The 17,539-nt window shown below is 50.3% G+C and carries 15 protein-coding genes and 1 tRNA gene; 7 read left to right on the plus strand and 9 right to left on the minus strand.

Annotated elements, in window-relative coordinates:
• Positions 1 to 42 precede the first annotated feature (42 nt).
• Complete coding sequence (locus tag DWZ44_RS08955) at positions 43 to 1,479, minus strand: S1C family serine protease (RefSeq protein ID WP_117804688.1); 1,437 nt, start codon at positions 1,477 to 1,479, stop codon at positions 43 to 45.
• A gap of 348 nt (positions 1,480 to 1,827) precedes the next feature.
• Between DWZ44_RS08955 and DWZ44_RS08960 the strand changes: the two genes are divergently transcribed.
• From DWZ44_RS08960 to DWZ44_RS08975, 4 genes are all read left to right on the plus strand, one after another.
• Positions 1,828 to 4,203, plus strand: coding sequence for an endonuclease MutS2 (locus DWZ44_RS08960; protein WP_117804689.1), 2,376 nt, complete (start codon positions 1,828 to 1,830; stop codon positions 4,201 to 4,203).
• Positions 4,204 to 4,277: 74 nt separating this feature from the next.
• On the plus strand, positions 4,278 to 4,982 hold the full coding sequence (locus DWZ44_RS08965; protein ID WP_022461607.1) for a response regulator transcription factor: 705 nt from the start codon (positions 4,278 to 4,280) through the stop codon (positions 4,980 to 4,982).
• Entirely contained in the window at positions 4,982 to 6,400 is a 1,419-nt protein-coding gene (locus DWZ44_RS08970) for a sensor histidine kinase (protein ID WP_022461606.1), read from the plus strand. Before DWZ44_RS08965 ends, DWZ44_RS08970 begins: the two co-directional genes overlap by 1 nt.
• 63 nt (positions 6,401 to 6,463) lie before the next feature.
• Complete coding sequence (locus DWZ44_RS08975; protein WP_022461605.1) at positions 6,464 to 6,955, plus strand: CinA family protein; 492 nt, start codon at positions 6,464 to 6,466, stop codon at positions 6,953 to 6,955.
• A gap of 42 nt (positions 6,956 to 6,997) precedes the next feature.
• On the opposite strand, the gene trmL is transcribed toward DWZ44_RS08975, so the two are convergent.
• The 6 genes from trmL to DWZ44_RS09000 all read right to left on the minus strand — a co-directional run bounded on the left by trmL (position 6,998) and on the right by DWZ44_RS09000 (position 12,969).
• Positions 6,998 to 7,498, minus strand: coding sequence for a tRNA (uridine(34)/cytosine(34)/5-carboxymethylaminomethyluridine(34)-2'-O)-methyltransferase TrmL (gene trmL / locus DWZ44_RS08980; protein ID WP_117804690.1), 501 nt, complete (start codon positions 7,496 to 7,498; stop codon positions 6,998 to 7,000).
• Positions 7,499 to 7,530: 32 nt separating this feature from the next.
• Entirely contained in the window at positions 7,531 to 8,511 is a 981-nt protein-coding gene (locus DWZ44_RS08985; protein WP_158565856.1) for an AIR synthase-related protein, read from the minus strand.
• A gap of 135 nt (positions 8,512 to 8,646) precedes the next feature.
• The gene (locus DWZ44_RS08990) at positions 8,647 to 10,200 is read right to left on the minus strand and encodes a VanW family protein (RefSeq protein WP_117804692.1); all 1,554 of its coding nucleotides are present in this window, start codon (positions 10,198 to 10,200) and stop codon (positions 8,647 to 8,649) included.
• Between the two features lie 55 nt (positions 10,201 to 10,255).
• Complete coding sequence (locus DWZ44_RS18200) at positions 10,256 to 10,414, minus strand: hypothetical protein (RefSeq protein WP_158565857.1); 159 nt, start codon at positions 10,412 to 10,414, stop codon at positions 10,256 to 10,258.
• Positions 10,415 to 10,438: 24 nt separating this feature from the next.
• On the minus strand, positions 10,439 to 11,176 hold the full coding sequence (locus DWZ44_RS08995; protein ID WP_117804693.1) for a 3'-5' exonuclease: 738 nt from the start codon (positions 11,174 to 11,176) through the stop codon (positions 10,439 to 10,441).
• A 41-nt stretch (positions 11,177 to 11,217) separates the two neighbouring features.
• On the minus strand, positions 11,218 to 12,969 hold the full coding sequence (locus tag DWZ44_RS09000) for a B12-binding domain-containing radical SAM protein (protein ID WP_117804694.1): 1,752 nt from the start codon (positions 12,967 to 12,969) through the stop codon (positions 11,218 to 11,220).
• Between the two features lie 180 nt (positions 12,970 to 13,149).
• On the opposite strand from DWZ44_RS09000, the gene DWZ44_RS09005 reads away from it, so the two are divergent.
• Positions 13,150 to 13,222 (plus strand) — tRNA-Phe (locus tag DWZ44_RS09005).
• Between the two features lie 170 nt (positions 13,223 to 13,392).
• On the opposite strand, the gene DWZ44_RS09010 is transcribed toward DWZ44_RS09005, so the two are convergent.
• Both DWZ44_RS09010 and DWZ44_RS09015 read right to left on the minus strand, forming a co-directional pair.
• Positions 13,393 to 14,013, minus strand: coding sequence for a sugar O-acetyltransferase (locus DWZ44_RS09010; RefSeq protein WP_022462409.1), 621 nt, complete (start codon positions 14,011 to 14,013; stop codon positions 13,393 to 13,395).
• Positions 14,010 to 14,357, minus strand: coding sequence for an MATE family efflux transporter (locus DWZ44_RS09015; protein ID WP_117804695.1), 348 nt, complete (start codon positions 14,355 to 14,357; stop codon positions 14,010 to 14,012). The genes DWZ44_RS09010 and DWZ44_RS09015 overlap by 4 nt, the downstream gene beginning before the upstream one ends.
• 130 nt (positions 14,358 to 14,487) lie before the next feature.
• On the opposite strand from DWZ44_RS09015, the gene DWZ44_RS09020 reads away from it, so the two are divergent.
• Both DWZ44_RS09020 and DWZ44_RS09025 read left to right on the plus strand, forming a co-directional pair.
• Positions 14,488 to 15,396 (plus strand): AraC family transcriptional regulator, encoded by a 909-nt coding sequence (locus DWZ44_RS09020; RefSeq protein ID WP_117804696.1) that lies wholly within the window; start codon positions 14,488 to 14,490, stop codon positions 15,394 to 15,396.
• Between the two features lie 152 nt (positions 15,397 to 15,548).
• Positions 15,549 to 17,501 carry a glycoside hydrolase family 31 protein gene (locus DWZ44_RS09025; protein ID WP_117804697.1) on the plus strand — a complete coding sequence of 651 codons (1,953 nt, stop codon included), beginning with the start codon at positions 15,549 to 15,551 and terminating at the stop codon, positions 17,499 to 17,501.
• Positions 17,502 to 17,539 lie beyond the last annotated feature (38 nt).

A 17,539-nucleotide genomic window follows, 5' to 3' on the forward strand; every position in this document is an offset into this window, starting at 1 on the left:
CGGCTAAAACCGGCTTTTTCTGCTCCCGAAAGCCTCTGTTTTTTATACTTCCCCCATCGTCACATCAAACGTCATCTCCGCATACCCTTCGGCGCCTTTCCGCATCGCCGTCACGGTAACCACGTCTCCTGTGCTGTATTTGCCAAGCTGTTCATGGTACTGTTTGATCGTCTCAACCTTGTGCTCCCCGAGCTTTACAATCACATCGTACTCTTTCATGCCCGCCATCATCGCCGGAGAATCGTCTGCGACGCGGCTGATGAGAACGCCTTTTGGAATGCCGGTTTTATCGGAAAGTTCTTCTGTGACATCCTGTCCGCGGATGCCGATATACGCGCAGCTCACGTTGTTGGAAAGATTTTCGATCAGCTTTTTGATCTGGGAAATCGCAATGCCCGTCACCACGTTGTTTCCCTTGGCACTGTAACTCTGCGCAATAATGCCGACGATTTCGCCGTCAAGATTTACCAGAATGCCGCTGCCGTCCGTGCTGCCGAGGATGTCGGTGGTCAGCAGATTGTACTCATTGTCCAGCGCGGAAATCTTGTTTGTAACCGAAGTCACCACACCGTACGCAATCGAATCGCTGTAGCCGACCGGGCTTCCGACAGCCACGACCGGGTCACCCTGGCTGACGAGATACGAACTGCCGAGCGGCGCAACCGCAAGACCGTCCCGTGTTTCCTCATCCAGCTTCGATTCATCCACCTTCACAATCGTAAGGCCGGTGCTCGGATCGTGGCGCTGGTATGTGGCATCCACCATCGTCTCGTCCCAGAAGGTGACCTGAATCCGCTCCACATTTTCCACGATGCGGTATTCCGTCAGAATAAAGAGATCCTGCCCGTTGTCCGCAACAATCAGACCGGAAATCTGCTGCTGGTTTTCATAGTTCTGGTTAAAATAGTCCATCTGATTGGTAATGCCGATGACGGTAACCAGCGCTCGTTTTGGTTTTTCCGTTACTTCCAGCATATCCTGGTAGAGCGCTTCATAATTTTTCAGGCTGCTGTCCTTTTCCTCCGCATCCGTTTCCCCATCGACACTGGAAACCTCGCTGCCCTCCTCCGGCTCTTCGGAAGTGCTGCTTTCCGTTCCCTCTGTGCTTTCTGAAACCGTACTTTCGGATACACTGCTTTCTGAAGTACTGCTATCCACTGTAGAACTGCTGATTTCCGAACCGGAGCCGCTGCTGTCTACCGACGCACTCGCCGAAGATGCGGTAATTGTCTCATCCGGCTCCTGTCCGCTGTTTGGATCCTCATCTCCCGGGATATCCACTTTCGCCGGCAGCTCTTCCCTGGTAACTGCTTCTGCAATCTTTGGCTCTGTCACCGCAAATACCGCGGCCGCAACCAGACCGCCAAGCGCCGCAAGTGCCAGCCATCCGGCAATCAGAAGAACAATCTTTTTCCAGTCGGGCGGCTGCTTTTTGATGCTCTCTTTCATGAATTTGTAAGGTTTTGGGTCATTTTCCATACATTTCTTTCTCCATACATCTGTATTCCATACCGAACTGCTCTGCGCATATGCGCTTCCGCAATCTTCACATATATAAAAAACTTTACCAGATAGATATGAACATTTTATGAAGACTGTTACATTTTTTTCTCATTTGCGCAACATCCTGCATTTTCTCGTTCTTGGGGTTTCTTTCTTTTCTTTTTTAAGGTATAATTGGGGGAGTGGAAAAACCTGTGACCCACATTCCACCTGCGCTCTGTGCTTTCCCGTACAGACGCCAGATCAGATCCGGGCGGTATGTGATAAAAAATACCGCATTATCTGTAAACGATGATGAATTATTAATACGAAAAGGTAAGTATCATGAATCAGAAAGCATTAAAAACGCTCGAATACGACAAAATTATCGAACAACTGGCTTCGTATGCCAGTTCTCCGCTGGGCCGGAAGAAATGTCTGAAGCTCGTTCCTTCTTCTTCCCTCTCCCAGATTACGCGGATGCAGCACGAGACACACGACGCGCTCACCCGGCTCTTTAAAAAAGGCCACATTTCCTTTGGTGATGCCAAAGATATCCGCGGCGCATTAAAGCGTCTCGAAATCGGCAGCTCCATGAACATCACGGAGCTTCTGCAGACCGCCGCACTTCTGGAAAACACGGCACGCGTCAAAGCGTACGGCCGCCGCGAAAATGCGGACCAGACGCCGGACAGCCTCGAAGATCTCTTCGAAACACTGGAGCCTCTGACGCTGCTTTCCACGGAAATCCGCCGCTGTATTCTCTCCGAGGATGAAATCAGCGATGATGCAAGCCCGAATCTACGCCGCATCCGTCGTTCCATCAAATCGTGTGAGGAAAAAATCCACAGCCAGTTAATCTCGCTCGTCAACGGTTCCTACCGCACGTATCTGCAGGATGCCGTCATCACGATGCGCGACGGCCGCTACTGTATCCCGATCAAATCCGAGTACAAAGGCCAGGTTCCTGGCATGGTACATGACCAGTCCTCGACCGGTTCCACCTTCTTTGTCGAGCCGATGGCCGTTGTCAAACTGAACAACGATATCCGTGAGCTGGAAATTGAAGAAGCAAAAGAAATCGAGGTCATCCTCTCTACGTTGAGTGCCCAGGCAGACCTGCACCGCGATGAGATCCGTTACGACCTCGAAAACATGGTAGAGCTTGACTTCATCTTCGCGCGCGCCGCTCTTGCAATGGAGCAGAACGCCAATGAGCCGATCTTCAACACCGAAGGTAAAATCCACCTGCGCAAGGCACGCCACCCGCTGATCAATGCGAAAAAAGTCGTTCCGATTGATCTGTCGCTCGGCGAAGATTTCGACCTTCTGATCGTCACAGGACCGAATACCGGCGGTAAAACGGTTTCCTTAAAGACGGTCGGACTCTTAACACTGATGGGCCAGTCCGGACTTCACATTCCGGCACTCGACCGCTCCTCCCTTTCCGTTTTCGACGAGGTTTACGCCGATATCGGTGATGAGCAGAGCATCGAGCAGTCGTTGAGTACCTTCTCCTCCCACATGACGAATGTGGTTTCCTTCCTCGACAAGGCAGACCGCAATTCCCTCGTCCTGTTCGATGAGCTCGGCGCCGGTACCGACCCGACAGAGGGCGCGGCGCTTGCCATCGCGATCCTCTCTACGCTCCACGAGCGCGGCATCCGCACCATGGCAACGACACACTACAGTGAACTGAAAATCTATGCCTTATCCACACCGGGCGTGGAGAATGCCTGCTGTGAATTCGATGTCGAGACTTTAAGCCCGACATACCGCCTGCTCGTCGGCGTTCCTGGAAAGAGTAATGCGTTTGCGATTTCCAGCAAACTCGGCCTGCCGGACTACATCATCAACAAGGCAAAAGACGAAATCAGCGAGCAGGATGAATCGTTTGAGGACGTTCTGACCACTCTCGAGCAGAACCGAATCACGCTGGAACGCGAAAAAGAAGAGCTTGCCCGCACCCGCGCGGAAGTCGAATCTCTGAAGCAGAGCCTTGCCAAGAATCAGGAACAGATCGACGCAAGAAAAGAAAAGATGATCTCCAATGCAACCGAGGAGGCACAGAGAATTCTCCGCGAGGCGAAGGAATACGCCGACCAGACGATGCGCGATTTCCAGAAATTTGGAAAAGAGAATGTTTCCGTCCGCGAAATGGAGCAGAAACGTACCGCTCTGCGTGAAAAGATGAACAAGCTCGATAAGAAAAAGACGAAGGAAGTACCGAAGCGCACCGGAAATCTCCGCCCGCAGGATCTTCATCTCGGCGATGCCGTCAAAGTCTTAAGCATGAATCTCAAAGGTACTGTCAGCACCCGCCCAGATTCAAAGGGAAATCTCTTCGTCCAGATGGGTATCATGCGGACCAAAGTGCATATCTCCGACCTTGTGCTGATCGACGAGGCTGTCATCACCGGCCCGTCCATCTCCCGCACAAGCAGCGGAAAATCGAAGCTTTCCAAGGCTGCCACGATTTCTACCGAGATCAATCTGCTCGGAAAAACGGTGGATGAAGCGGTTGCCGAACTCGACAAATATCTCGATGACGCTTATCTCTCCCATCTGCCGAGTGTCCGCGTTGTCCACGGAAAAGGAACGGGCGCACTGCGGAAAGGCATTCACAATTATCTGCGCCGCCAGAAACACGTAGCGGACTTCCATTTAGCGGAATTCGGCGAGGGCGATGCCGGCGTTACGATTGTTACGTTTAAGAAATAAAAACTCAGGAAAATATGGGACGGAACGCATACTGTATGCGGTTCCGTCCTGTCCCCAGTGAAGGAGAATCTTTTATGGCTTCCAAACAGAAAATTCTGATCGTCGATGACGATAACAATATCGCAGAACTGATTTCTCTCTATCTGACCAAGGAATGCTATGACACAAAAATTGTAAACGATGGAGAAGAGGCTGTCCGGGAGTTTCACTCCTTCCAGCCGAACCTGATTCTGCTCGACCTGATGCTGCCCGGCATGGACGGCTACCAGGTCTGCCGCGAAATCCGGCACGATTCCGATGTTCCGATCATCATGCTCTCGGCAAAGGGCGAGGTGTTCGACAAAGTCCTCGGCCTGGAACTCGGCGCGGATGACTACATCATCAAACCATTTGATTCCAAGGAGCTCGTTGCCCGTGTGAAAGCAGTGCTGCGGAGATTTCAGCCATCACGCACGATCCCGGTGTCCGCAACCGCAGGAAAATGTGTCGAGTACCCGGATCTTATCATCAACCAGACGAACTATTCCGTCATTTACCAGGGCCGCACCGTCGATATGCCGCCGAAGGAACTGGAGCTTCTCTACTTCCTTGCTTCCTCACCAAACCAGGTCTTTACGCGAGAACAGCTCCTCGACCATATCTGGGGCTATGAGTACATCGGCGATACCCGCACGGTAGACGTTCATATCAAACGTCTCCGCGAAAAAATCAAGGACCATGCCTCCTGGGCCATCACGACGGTCTGGGGCATCGGTTACAAGTTTGAGGTTAAAAAATAATGCGACGCACGCTTTACCGGAAATTAATTCTCATTTATGTCATTCTCGCCATTGCCGGCTTTACGCTGATCTCAACGGTCGGCTCCCGCATGGTGGAGGACAGTCTGGTCTCCAGCGCGAGCACCAGTCTGTACCGGGAGGCCACGCAGATCGCTTCCAAACAGGGCGACCTTTATTACCACAGTGAGCGTTCCCTGACGGATCTTTACAATTCGCTCAGTGCACTGGCTTCCTATCACAATTCCCAGATCTGGCTCATCAGCGCAGACGGGGAAATTCTGCTGAACACGGCAGCTGCACTCGATGAGGAAAACCCGGAGATCATCGACGGTTTTGATCCGGTTGCGCTCGGCAGCGAGTATTACAGCACGGGAACGTTTTTCGGCTATTTCGAAGACAAGATGCTGAGCGTCATGGTTCCCGTCACCTCCGATTTCCGGATCAATGGCTATGTCGCCATCCACCTTCCGCTGCAGGACGTCTATCAGCAGAGGGAAAGTCTGCTGGCACGGATTGATTTTCTGTTCCTGCTCGTGTTCGGACTCTCGTTTGTGATTCTGATCTTTTTCTCCCTCGTCGTGTACCGGCCGCTGAAAAAGATCATCAACGGTGCAAAGGAGTATGCCTCCGGCAACCTGACCCACAAAATTGATGTTAAATCTCACGATGAGATGGGGTATCTCGCTTCCACGCTGAACTACATGTCCGGCGAGCTGAACAAGACCGGCGAATACCAGCGGAAATTTGTGGCGAACGTCTCTCACGACTTCCGCTCACCGCTGACCTCGATCAAAGGCTATGTGGAGGCAATCCTCGACGGAACGATTCCGCCGGAAATGCAGGAAAAATATCTGAAAATCGTTCTGTTTGAGACAGAACGGCTGCACAAGCTGACGCAGAGCCTGCTGACGCTGAACGACATCGACGATAAAGGGAATATGCTCGATCTGACCTCGTTTGACATCAACGCCGTCATCAAGGATACCGCCGCTTCGTTTGAGGGAACCTGCACAAAAAAACGGATTTCCATTTCACTGATCCTCGCATCGCGCACCTTATACGTCTGCGCCGATATGGGAAAAATCCAGCAGGTGCTGTACAATCTCATTGATAATGCAATCAAATTCAGCAACAACGATTCCACCATCACAGTTGAGACAACGGAGAAGCACGGTAAAGTCTTCGTCTCCGTCAAGGACACCGGCTGCGGCATTCCAAAGGCAAGCATCACGAAAATCTGGGAGCGCTTCTACAAGCTCGACGCCTCCCGCGGCAAGGACCGCAAAGGAACGGGACTTGGGCTTTCAATCGTCAAAGAGATCATCACTGCGCATAACCAGAATATCAATGTCATCAGTACAGAGGGCGTTGGTACCGAATTTATCTTTACACTCGCCAAAGGCGAAGCACCAAAATAAGCCCCTCCGCCGAGGGGCTTTTTTGCCAGACATATCAAACTAACTCTGGAGGTAATTTTCACTATGAACCCAAACACCATTGATTCCATCATCAAACAGCTCATTGCATCCCACACCACCATTTCCACCATGGAAAGCTGCACTTCCGGCCTGATCGCCTCCCTGATCACCGACACCGAAGGCGCCTCCGCCATTTTCCCCGGCGGCTACGTCACGTATCTGAACGAAACCAAAGTCCTCGTCGGCGTCGACCCTTCCGTCATCGAAATCCACGGCGTCTACTCCCCCGAATGCGCCGAAGCCATGGCCCGCACAGTACAAGAAAACCTGCACACCGCCATCGCCATCGGAATCACCGGCACAACCGGAAATCTCGACCCCAACAACGCTGACAGCGTACAGGGCGTCGTCTACTTCTGTATTTTATACAAAGCCCAAGCCCACACCTTCACCTTCCAGACCAACGTCTCCGGCATGACCCGCCACGAAATCAAACAGCTTTACGCAGAGCAGGTCTTTGCCGAATTGGAAATGATCTTAACTTCTTCCTTATAAAAAGAATGCAGCTCCGTCTACGATCACCAGAGTCCCGTCCGTCTACCTCCACTCATGCGTCCGCAAATGCCCCGCGAGCTGCATATGGTCAAAGCTATTCTGCCGCAGTGCCTCGTACAGTACGATCGCCACGGAATTTGAAAGGTTCAGCGACCGAATATCATTAATCATCGGAATCCGCACCGCCGTCTCCTGATTATCGTACAGAATATCCTCCGGAATCCCCGCGCTTTCCTTTCCGAACATGATAAAGCAGTCCTCTTCATACTGCACATCCACATACGTCTGCGGCCCCTTCGTCGTCGCATAGTAAATCTTCGCCCCCGGATTTTTCTCCAGAAAATCCTCGTAACTCTCATACACTGTCACATCCAGCTTCGACCAGTAATCCAGCCCCGCGCGCCTGACCGCCTTGTCCGAAATATCAAACCCCAGCGGCTTAATCAGATGCAGCCTCGTCCCCGTCGCCACACACGTCCGTCCGATATTACCTGTATTTGCTGGAATCTCCGGTTCATGAAGAACAATATTCAAATGTGCCATTTTACCAATCACTCCTGTCGTATATTTAAGCCTTATCTGCCAACCCGGTACATCTCATCCATCTGCGGCTTATCCAGATACCGGACCTCTTCCCCGTTCCGGAGAATCCTCTCCTTCCCGGATGTCGTCCGCCCAATCACCGCCGATGGAATCCCTTCGAGTGCCATTTTCTGCACCAGCCCCTCGCCGTCCGCCGCCGCAATCAGCAGCGCCCCCGTCGAAAGCATCTGATACGGATTCACCCCGAAAAACTCACAGATCTCCACCGTCTCCTGCTGGATCGGAATCCTCTTCAGCGCCACATCAAGTCCGATACCCGCGCCATCTGCCATCTCCCAGAGCGCCCCGAAAATCCCGCCCTCCGAGAGATCCTGCATCGCAGCCGCACCGTGCTCGATCGCAATCTCCGCCTCATGGCAGACAGAGTAATCCTCCGAAAAATCCGCCGCTCCATGGATAAATCCCGGAGAAAATCTCGTCAGAAGCTCATCCCTTCTTGTCTTTGCCAGATAAGACACCGCGCCAAGCGCAATCCCCTTCGTCACGACAAGATCCAAATCCGCTTTCACACACGACGGATCAAACAGCCCCGCACGCGTTGTCCCGCCTGCCGCCGTCACGGTAAGCACCGGATACAAAACCCCGTCCGTCACCTCCGTATGCCCGCCGATCACCGCAGTTCCATACCGCACACACGCACCGTCAACCGCCCGCATCAACTCCTTTAAATCCTTTTCTTCCATCGCCTCCGGCAGCATCAGCGACACCAGCACGCCTTTTGCCGATGCCCCCGCCGCGGCCACACTGTTGCACACCCGGCAGACCGCGAGCACCGCGTCCTCCGGATCCTTCACCAGCACCGGCGCACACGAAAACACCTGCGTCTCCTTTTCTCCTGCAAGTGCCGATACCCCACGTCCGACCGCCGGCCCTGCTGCGTCCTCTCTTTTCTGCCCCAGCATCTTAAACACCGAGCGTACCAGCACGCTCTGCTGTAATTTACCCTTTCGCATCCCTTGTCCTCCTCGAACTTCCTGTTTCAAACGAAAAAGCAGACGGAATCCGTACTCCTTTTCCCTCTGCTTTCCCATTTTTCACGGAAAATGTTACAGTTCACTGGTTCCCAGCGAACTGTAACCAGAAAACGCCTAGTCCTCATCGTCCTCCGTTTTCTCTGTATCGCTGCTGTCGTCCGTCTTTTCCGTACCATCCGAATCCGAATCATCGCTGCTGTCTTCCTTCTTCTCCGAAGAACTCGATGACGAACTGCTCTGGCTGTATTTCGCTGCAACTTCCTTTGCTTTTGCAAGATCATTTGCCGCAATCGCCGCCTGCATTTCCGCACGCGCCGCTGCATTGTCCGTCTTTGTTCCCACGGTATAGACATCCGATGTCATGCGGTAAGTGCTGGAATTCACCTGCTCCTTCGTCTCATTTCCATTGTCATTCACAATCTTCCACAGCCGCGCCGTCGAACCCTGATAGCCGTACGATGTCTGTTCAATTGTTCCAAACGATGCATTCGCATCTTCCGTCAGGCTCGGCGTCGGATCCTCCGTGTTTGTCGTCTCACTCTCATAGCGGACCGTGCGGTTCGGATCTCTCGTCTCATGGCCGTAGATGGCAAAATGCAGGGTGCTTCCGTCCGCGCTCGCCTCAATATAAATCGGCGCATCCGTATTGTTGATGAATTTCAGGTCTTTCAATCCCTCTGCAATCGCCGCATCCATCGACGGATCCACATAGTGGACAATCATGGAATGGCTGTACCGCTCCGTCACCTCAAGCTCTGCTTTTAAGACAGCAACATAGAGCGTTGTGGAAACCTGGCAGATACCGCCGCCGTACGAATCGACGACCTTGCCCATCTCATACGATGCTGCCAGTGCATAACCATTTTCCGCATCAAACGGCACAACGACCGCCTCTACGGAAAATTCCTCGCCCGGCTGTACCAGCGTTCCGTTAATCTTCTCTGCGCCGACTGCGACATTCTGTTTTCTGCCGCTCGTACCGTTGCCATACTCCGTCGTACCCTCGCCGAGCAGATCTTTGACAAGTGCAAGCTGCTCCGGATTACCGCCTGCCGGTGTTTGTTCTGTTACCAATTCTACGCCGCCGATGCCGCCCCGCCAGCTTGTCGTCAGGTAATTGACAACCTTCGCCGTGGACTCATCCACGTTGACGCTGCATCCGGTCTGGCCCGGATTGACGATAAATTCGCCGTTTTCGCGGGTCAGCGTTGCATCTGTTGCCTCGCGGTTCAGCACAGCCGTGTTGTTTTCTACCGCCTGGCGCGCTGCCTCGCCATCGACTGTATATTTCAGGGAAAACGTCACCGTCTCTCCATTTTTGAGCCGGTTCTGTGTCAGGAACCGCTTCAGTACATTGCCTTCCTGCCCGATTGTGACGGCTTCTCTTGCCACCTCCGGGTTGGCACAGGAAAGTCCGAGATCCCCTGCTGTCACCTGTGCATTCTGCTCTCCGGCAGACAGGTTGATAACCGAGGGTTTTAACTGTTCAATTTTGTCGTTTACTGCCTGTGTGATCTGCTCTTCGGTCATACCGCCGACGGAAATGTCTTCTACATAGATTCCGTCCAGCGCTGTCCGGTCATCCGCTTTGACTGGTTCTGCCAGAAAGCAGAATGCGAATGCGATAAGCATCACCAGCAGGCCTCTCATTTTTCTGCTGTTTTTCATACTGTGCCTCTTCTTGATCCGTTTCCCATTTCACTCTGTCTTTTACAGAATCTCTTTACACCAGCCATAAAAGTGCTGGAAGAACCATACCAAGCACCATAACCACTGCAAGAATCAATGCCAGTATCTTTGCTGCATTTCTCTTCTTTGCCAGCGGATCTTTCTTCTTTTTCTGTGCCTCTGTCGGGGCTTTTCGATTGACTTTACTACTCATCGTTCCATCCTTTCTTTTTCTCTTCTATTTTTTCTCAGTTCTCTGTCGTTTTTCCATTCTTCCATGTTCCAGAATAATCTGATCGATCATGCGGGATGCACGGCTTTTTGTGAGTGCTCCCCACTCCGGTTCGAGATCCAGCTCATGGTACCGAATCAGATCCGCCAGATATTTTTTCTGTGCCTCCGTCGCCGGAACCTCACGTTTCATTTTGGCCTTCAGAGGCGCTGCGGCAAACCATTCCGGGTGATCTTCCGAAAATCCTTCTTCCAGTTTTCGGAACAGTGCCAGCGTTTCCAGCACATCGTCCATTGCACGGTGTGCGTGTTCCCGCGGGATCTGATAGTAGCCGCAGAGTGCTTCAAGGCTTCTGCTCTCCAGATCCGGGAGGGCTTTCCGTGCAATTTTCAACGTATCCCACGCTTCTTTTTCAAAGTCCAGACGGGCATTTATCGCTGCCTGCTTGATGAAGCTGTAATCGAACAGAATATTGTGCCCCAGAAGCGGCAGGCCGCCGCAGAAATCCAGAAAGCCGCGGACAGCAGTCTCCACATCGGGCGCATTCGCAATCATCTCATCCCGGATTCCGGTGAGTTCCGTGATCCGCTCCGGCACTTTTCTGCCCGGATTGACGAAAGTCTCATACGATGCCGTGACCTCTCCGCCCTGCACTTTTACTGCACCGATCTCCAGAATCTGGTCTTCCTTTACAGAAAGACCCGTTGTCTCAAGATCGAGCACTACAAAATCTTGTATTTTCATCTTTTATTACCTTTTCTAGTATCTCATGTTCTTTTGAAATGTCAAGCGTAAAAAAGCTCACTACAGTCGATCATCTCCGCATTTCCCGTCAGCGGATCGCGCTTCTGATAATCAAACAGGAGTACCGTACGCGCCTTTTCCCCGTTTCCGAGCACATCGTAATCAAAAACTTCCACATGCGTCATGCGCTGCAGCTGCTTCCAATCGTATGTCGTATACGATGGCAGAAGCGTTCTCGTTTCGGCTTCCTTCTGGTAAAAATCACGCGATTCGTTTTTCCATTCCGACGGATCCTTTGCAAAATGCGGCCGCGTCTTCATATTTTCCCGCGCATACAGATCGAGTACCATCATCTGGCGGAAGAATGCTTCGTCCTGCTGTTTTTCGTCCCGTAAAAACTCGAGCAGAATTTCATACCGCTGGATCCGGTTATGCGCCGCCTCACTGTAGCCCTTCGCCCGGTAGAAATCACCGAGTTCCTGGAAGAAGTCGAACGGGTTCTCATACAACCGCTCGATCATCGGCAGCGTGTGGACAAACTGACCGCTGTTGTAATAGACTTCTACCATCTCTTCCACGTCTTTCAGTTTCAGCACATCATCATACGGCAGCCATTTTGTATAAAGCACCTCATACGGCTCCCGTTCCTGATAATGGCAGTCATATTCTTTCGTATGCTCATACATAAAGGAGCCTCGAAGCACTTTTAAAAATCCGAGCTGCAGCTGCTGCGGCCGGAGCGCATAGACATCCGCAAAAGAACGGCGGAAACTTGCATAGTCCTCGTAGGGAAGTCCCGCAATCAGGTCCAGATGCTGGTGGATGTTTCTTCCTTTCGCAATCCGATTGACAATCTCTGTCACTTTTCCAAAATCCATCTTCCGGTGAATTGCTTCGATCGTCTGCGGATTCGTAGACTGCACGCCGATCTCGAGCTGTACGAGTCCCGGCCGCAGCGTATTCAAAAGTTCCAGCTCTTCTTCCGTAATCAGATCGGCAGCAATTTCAAAATGGAAATTTGTCACACCATTATCATGTTCTGCGATGAATTTCCAGATCGCCATTGCGTGATCTTTTTTGCAGTTGAAGGTACGATCTACAAATTTAACCTGCGGTACCTTCTGCTCCAAAAAGAAGGCAAGCTCCTTTTTTACGAGATCGAGATTTCGGAACCGGAGCCTTTTATCAATGGAAGAAAGGCAGTAGCTGCACGAGAACGGACAGCCACGGCTCGACTCATAATAAATGATGCGGTTCTCAAATTTTTTCAGGTTTGCATAGGGAAAATCCACCTCGGACAGATCCATAACCGGACGCCACGGGTTGCTTTTGACTGCACCGTCTGCATCACGGTATGTAATGCCATGGATCTCCTCCAGCGTTTTCCCCTCCATCCCATTCTCCTGGTTCTGATAATAAACTGCTATTTCCCGGAAAGTCACTTCTCCCTCGCCTTTCATAATTCCGGCAAGGAACGGATACTGCTCCAGCATCTCCTCTGCATGGTACGAAACCTCCGGCCCGCCAAGCCAGATCTTTGTTTTCGGACTGATTTTATGATATTCTGTAATCAGATCCTCTACGATTGATATATTCCAGATGTAGCAGGAAACGCAGACAACGTCTGCACGCGCCAGAAACAGGCTTCGCAGCATGGAATCCTTTGACTGATTGATCGTAAATTCGCGGATCTCCGGGAACGCGCCGGCTTTCTCCGCGCTCGCCTGCAGTGTATAAACTGCGAGATTGGAATGAATATATTTTGCGTTGACCGCAGTCAGAATAATTTTCATAATCTTTCTAATACTTCTCCTTGGTTCCTCTTTGCATATCTTTTATACTACCACATTCTCGAACGAAAATACACCGCCATTCCTCCAAAAGCACAATTTTTTCGCGATTTTCGATAAAACAGTTGCAATTTTCGCGAATCCATGTTATATTAACAAAGGTTTCCAACAGGAAATCAAAATGCCCAGATAGCTCAGTTGGTAGAGCAGAGGACTGAAAATCCTCGTGTCGCTGGTTCGATTCCGGCTCTGGGCATTTTTTGCTGCACAAAAGCAGGATTCACATTTTTTTGCCACAGCAAAATCTGGCAGAATCTCCTGTCTCCCTATCGCAAAAAAACTCTGCACCGCATCCCCGGAAATTCCCGGATGGATACGGTACAGAGTTTTTTTCATCGCATAACTGCCCAAGAAAGCTTTTCGTTTTTACAGATTTTTGATGACCTCCCATGCTTCATCATCAAATTTTCTATCTCTGAAATAGTACTGTTTATCTTCTTCGGTAATCTTCCGAATGACTTTACACGGATTTCCTGCTGCAATCGACCAGTCCGGAATGTCCTTTGTTACAACACTTCCGCCGCCGATAACAACGTTATCTCCGATATGTACGCCTGGTAAAATAACGGTATTTCCGCCAATCCAGACATTATCTCCGATGGTAACTTCAATGCCGTATTCATACGCACTGTTTCTTGCCGCCGGATGCACCGGATGACCTGCAGTATAGATGGCAACGTTCGGCGCCATCTGGCAGTTGTCTCCGATTTTTACCTTTGCCACATCGAGAATGGTGCAGTTATAATTTGCAAAGAAATTTTTTCCAACCTCAATATGAAAGCCATAGTCACAGTAAAATGGCGGATTGACAAATGCACCCTCGGATTTTCCAAACAGTTCTTTTACAATGGCTGCGATTCCGTCAAAATCCGAACGGTCGATGGTGTTCAGTTTCTGCGTCAGTCTTCTCGCATTCATCTGCTGCTCCATGACCTCTGCATCGGAAATGTACGGTAACTGTCTGTCTCTTCTCTCTACGTTTTTCATTGTTCTGTATCCTCCCTGGTAATATTATTCACCCACTGATATTTTTTATAGTGTCTGTAAACGGCAGGAAGCTTAATCATTTCATCCAGATTCAGCAGGAAATAAACGACCATGACCGTTGTTCCGATCGTAATCGCCGCATAAAAGAGATTCAGGACAAAAGAAATCTGTGTGGCAAGCGAAACTGCAGACAGTGAATTCTGGTCCATCGTACCGACCATTAACGCATCGGACGCACTTACCAGTGCATTCATCAGGTTCTGTACAACCATCGGGATCAGCAGTGCAAGAAGTTTCCGGTAGAATTCCGGACCTTTTTTCTTGATTTCCCTCTGATTTTTCATTTCTTTTTCCTTTTTTCTGTTTTATTCCATACACGTATATGTTATAATCATATTATCTTAGGTTTTGCGTTTTTTCTACGACAATATTCCTTATTTTTTATAATAATTGTACTTTTTCACGGAGGTTTTTATGATGAATGACCCAATTACAAAAGTCATGCAGGACGCATCCGAAATCGTCCGCTACGATGAAGTCGGCATTCCGCTTTATATCCGGGAAGGACTGCTTTCTTCCTATCCGGATCACCGGGCGCTCTGCCACTGGCATGAGGATATCGAATGGGTACAGATCCGCTCCGGTCAGATGAACTACTATATCAATGGAAAAAGAGTCCTTTTAAACGCCGGGGAAGCGATTATCGTCAATTCCCGCCAGATGCACTACGGATATTCCGAAAACGGCCAGGAATGTGACTTTATCTGTATCCTGTGCCATCCGAAAATCCTCACCGCGAACAGCGTTCTGTACCAGTCTTATATTACGCCGGTGCTTTCGAATCCGTCTCTGGAATATCTTCATCTGAAGCCGGAAAATCCGGAAGATACTGAAGCGCTGCAGACCCTCCCGGAAATTCTCCGGCTGAAGAAGGAACAGCCGGCCGCCTACGAAATCGAAGCTGCTGCTCTGCTTTCCCTTTTGTGGTGCCGTCTTTTGCGCACGCATCCGATGATGCCGGACGGCAACACCGCCGTCTCACAGGATCCAGATCTTCTGATCCAGCGCGATATGGTTTCCTATATTTACAGCCACTACAGTGAATCCATCAATCTGGAAGAGATCGCCGCCGCCGGAAAAGTCTGCCGCAATAAATGCTGTCAGATTTTCCGCCGCTATCTTTGCCAGAGCCCGATTGATTTTCTGAATCATTACCGTCTGGAAGTGAGCTGTCATCTGCTAAACACAACCAAAATGTCCATCGCGGAAATCTGTACCGCATGCGGTTTCAATCATCAGAGTTATTATTCCAAAATCTTTCTGCGTACTTACCATTGTACCCCGAGAGATTTCCGGAAACGCGCAGAAGTCCTGCCAACATAACCGGATTTTTTTCTGTACACGTTTTTTTGTTAAAAAAAAGGAAGAATTTTGCTAGACATTTTTCCGATCCCTGTTATAATAAAATTACAAAGGTGTTGCGCTAAACCTAACCAAAACACTATATTTTCCATTTATTTTACAAGGAGGATGACATGGTAAAAAAATTTGTCTACGGAACCCCATTTGAAACCGAAGCTGTTGTAAAAGAGATCCCCTCTTCCGAAGGAAACCCGGATTACGGTACCTTCTCCACCGAGAACGGCTTCTCCTTCACTACAAAGCTTGCTGACGATGACATGGTATTCGGACTTGGCGAAGCCAATCGCGGCATCAACAAACGCGGCTTTCTTTACATCAGTGACTGCGCCGATGATCCAAATCACGTAGAGAGCAAAACCTCTCTGTATGCAGCACACAACTTCATCATCATCTCCGGCAAGACACACGTAGGATTCTTCTTCGATTATCCGGGCACCCTGCGTTTCGATATCGGCTACACGACTTCCGATACAATGACCGTTTCCTGCGAAAACGCAGATCTCTACGTTTACATGATCACCGGTGATTCCGATCTTGATATCGTAAAACAGTTCCGCGGCATCATCGGACGCAGCTACATTGCTCCGAAGTTTGCTTTCGGTTACGGTCAGAGCCGCTGGGGCTACAAAACAGAGGATGATTTCCGCACGGTAGTGAAAAAATACCGCGAAAACCATGTACCGCTCGATATGGTTTACATGGATATCGACTACATGCAGGATTACAAGGACTTCACCGTAAATGAAGAACGTTTCCCGGATTTCGAGGGCTTTGTACAGGATATGAAAAAAGAAAAGATCCATCTCGTTCCGATCATCGATGCCGGTGTGAAAGTCGAAGAGGGTTATGACATTTACGAAGAGGGCTGTGAAAAAGGCTACTTCTGCCGCCGCGAGGATGGCTCCTACTTCGAAGCTACTGTATGGCCGGGCTGGACTCATTTCCCGGATGTCTTAAATGCAGATGCCAGAAAATGGTTTGGTGACAAATACGATGTTCTCGTTTCCAAGGGAATCGATGCCTTCTGGAATGACATGAACGAGCCATCCATCTTCTATTCCCAGGAAGGCCTTGCTGATTTCAAGGAGACTGCAAAGAAATATGTGGAAGGTGATCCGGAGGTTCCGCACTACATGGTAGGCGGAAAGCTTCAGGCACTGGCAAACAACCATGAGGACTATAAACGCTTCTATCACAACGTAAACGGCGAACAGGTCCGCCATGACAAGGTACACAATCTGTTTGGCTACAACATGACACGTTCTGCCGGTGAAGCTTTTGAACGAATTTCCCCGGATAAGCGAATCCTGATGTTCTCCCGTTCTTCCTACATCGGCATGCACCGTTACGGTGGAATCTGGACCGGAGACAACTGCTCGTGGTGGTCACACATCCTGCTGAATCTGAAGATGATGCCGTCCCTCAACATGTGCGGTTTCCTCTATACCGGAGCCGACCTCGGCGGATTCGGTGCAAATACCACAAGAGACCTGCTGCTTCGCTGGCTGGCACTTGGTGTTTTCACTCCTCTGATGAGAAACCATGCTGCACTCGGAACACGTGAGCAGGAACCTTACCAGTTTGAGCATATCGAAGACTTCCGCAACGTCATCGGAGTCCGCTACCGCCTCGTTCCGTATCTGTACAGCGAGTACATGAAGGCTGCTTTAAACGATGATATGTACTTCAAACCGCTTGCCTTCGTTTATCCGGACGACAAGCTGGCAAGAAATACAGAAGATCAGTTGATGATCGGTAATGAGATCATGATTGCACCGGTTTACACTCAGAATGCCATCGGCCGTTATGTATATCTGCCGGAAGAAATGATGTTTGTAAAATTCCTCGGCAATGGAAACATGTTCCAGGAGGTTCTTCCGAAAGGTATCCACTACGTAGAAGTTGCCCTGAATGAGGTTCCTCTCTTCATCCGCAAAGGCTGCGCAATCCCGGTTGCCGATTTTGCAGAATCCATACCGGATATCAAAGAGGAAAGCATCCGCATGGTCGGATACGAAGGTGCTTCCTATGAGCGTTATACCGATGACGGAGTTTCCCGTATCTGATACAGAAAACAGTTTTTGAATCATCTCCCCCTTTGCAG

The organism is Blautia sp. AF32-4BH, assembly GCF_003460565.1.
GTDB lineage: Bacteria > Bacillota > Clostridia > Lachnospirales > Lachnospiraceae > Fusicatenibacter > Fusicatenibacter saccharivorans.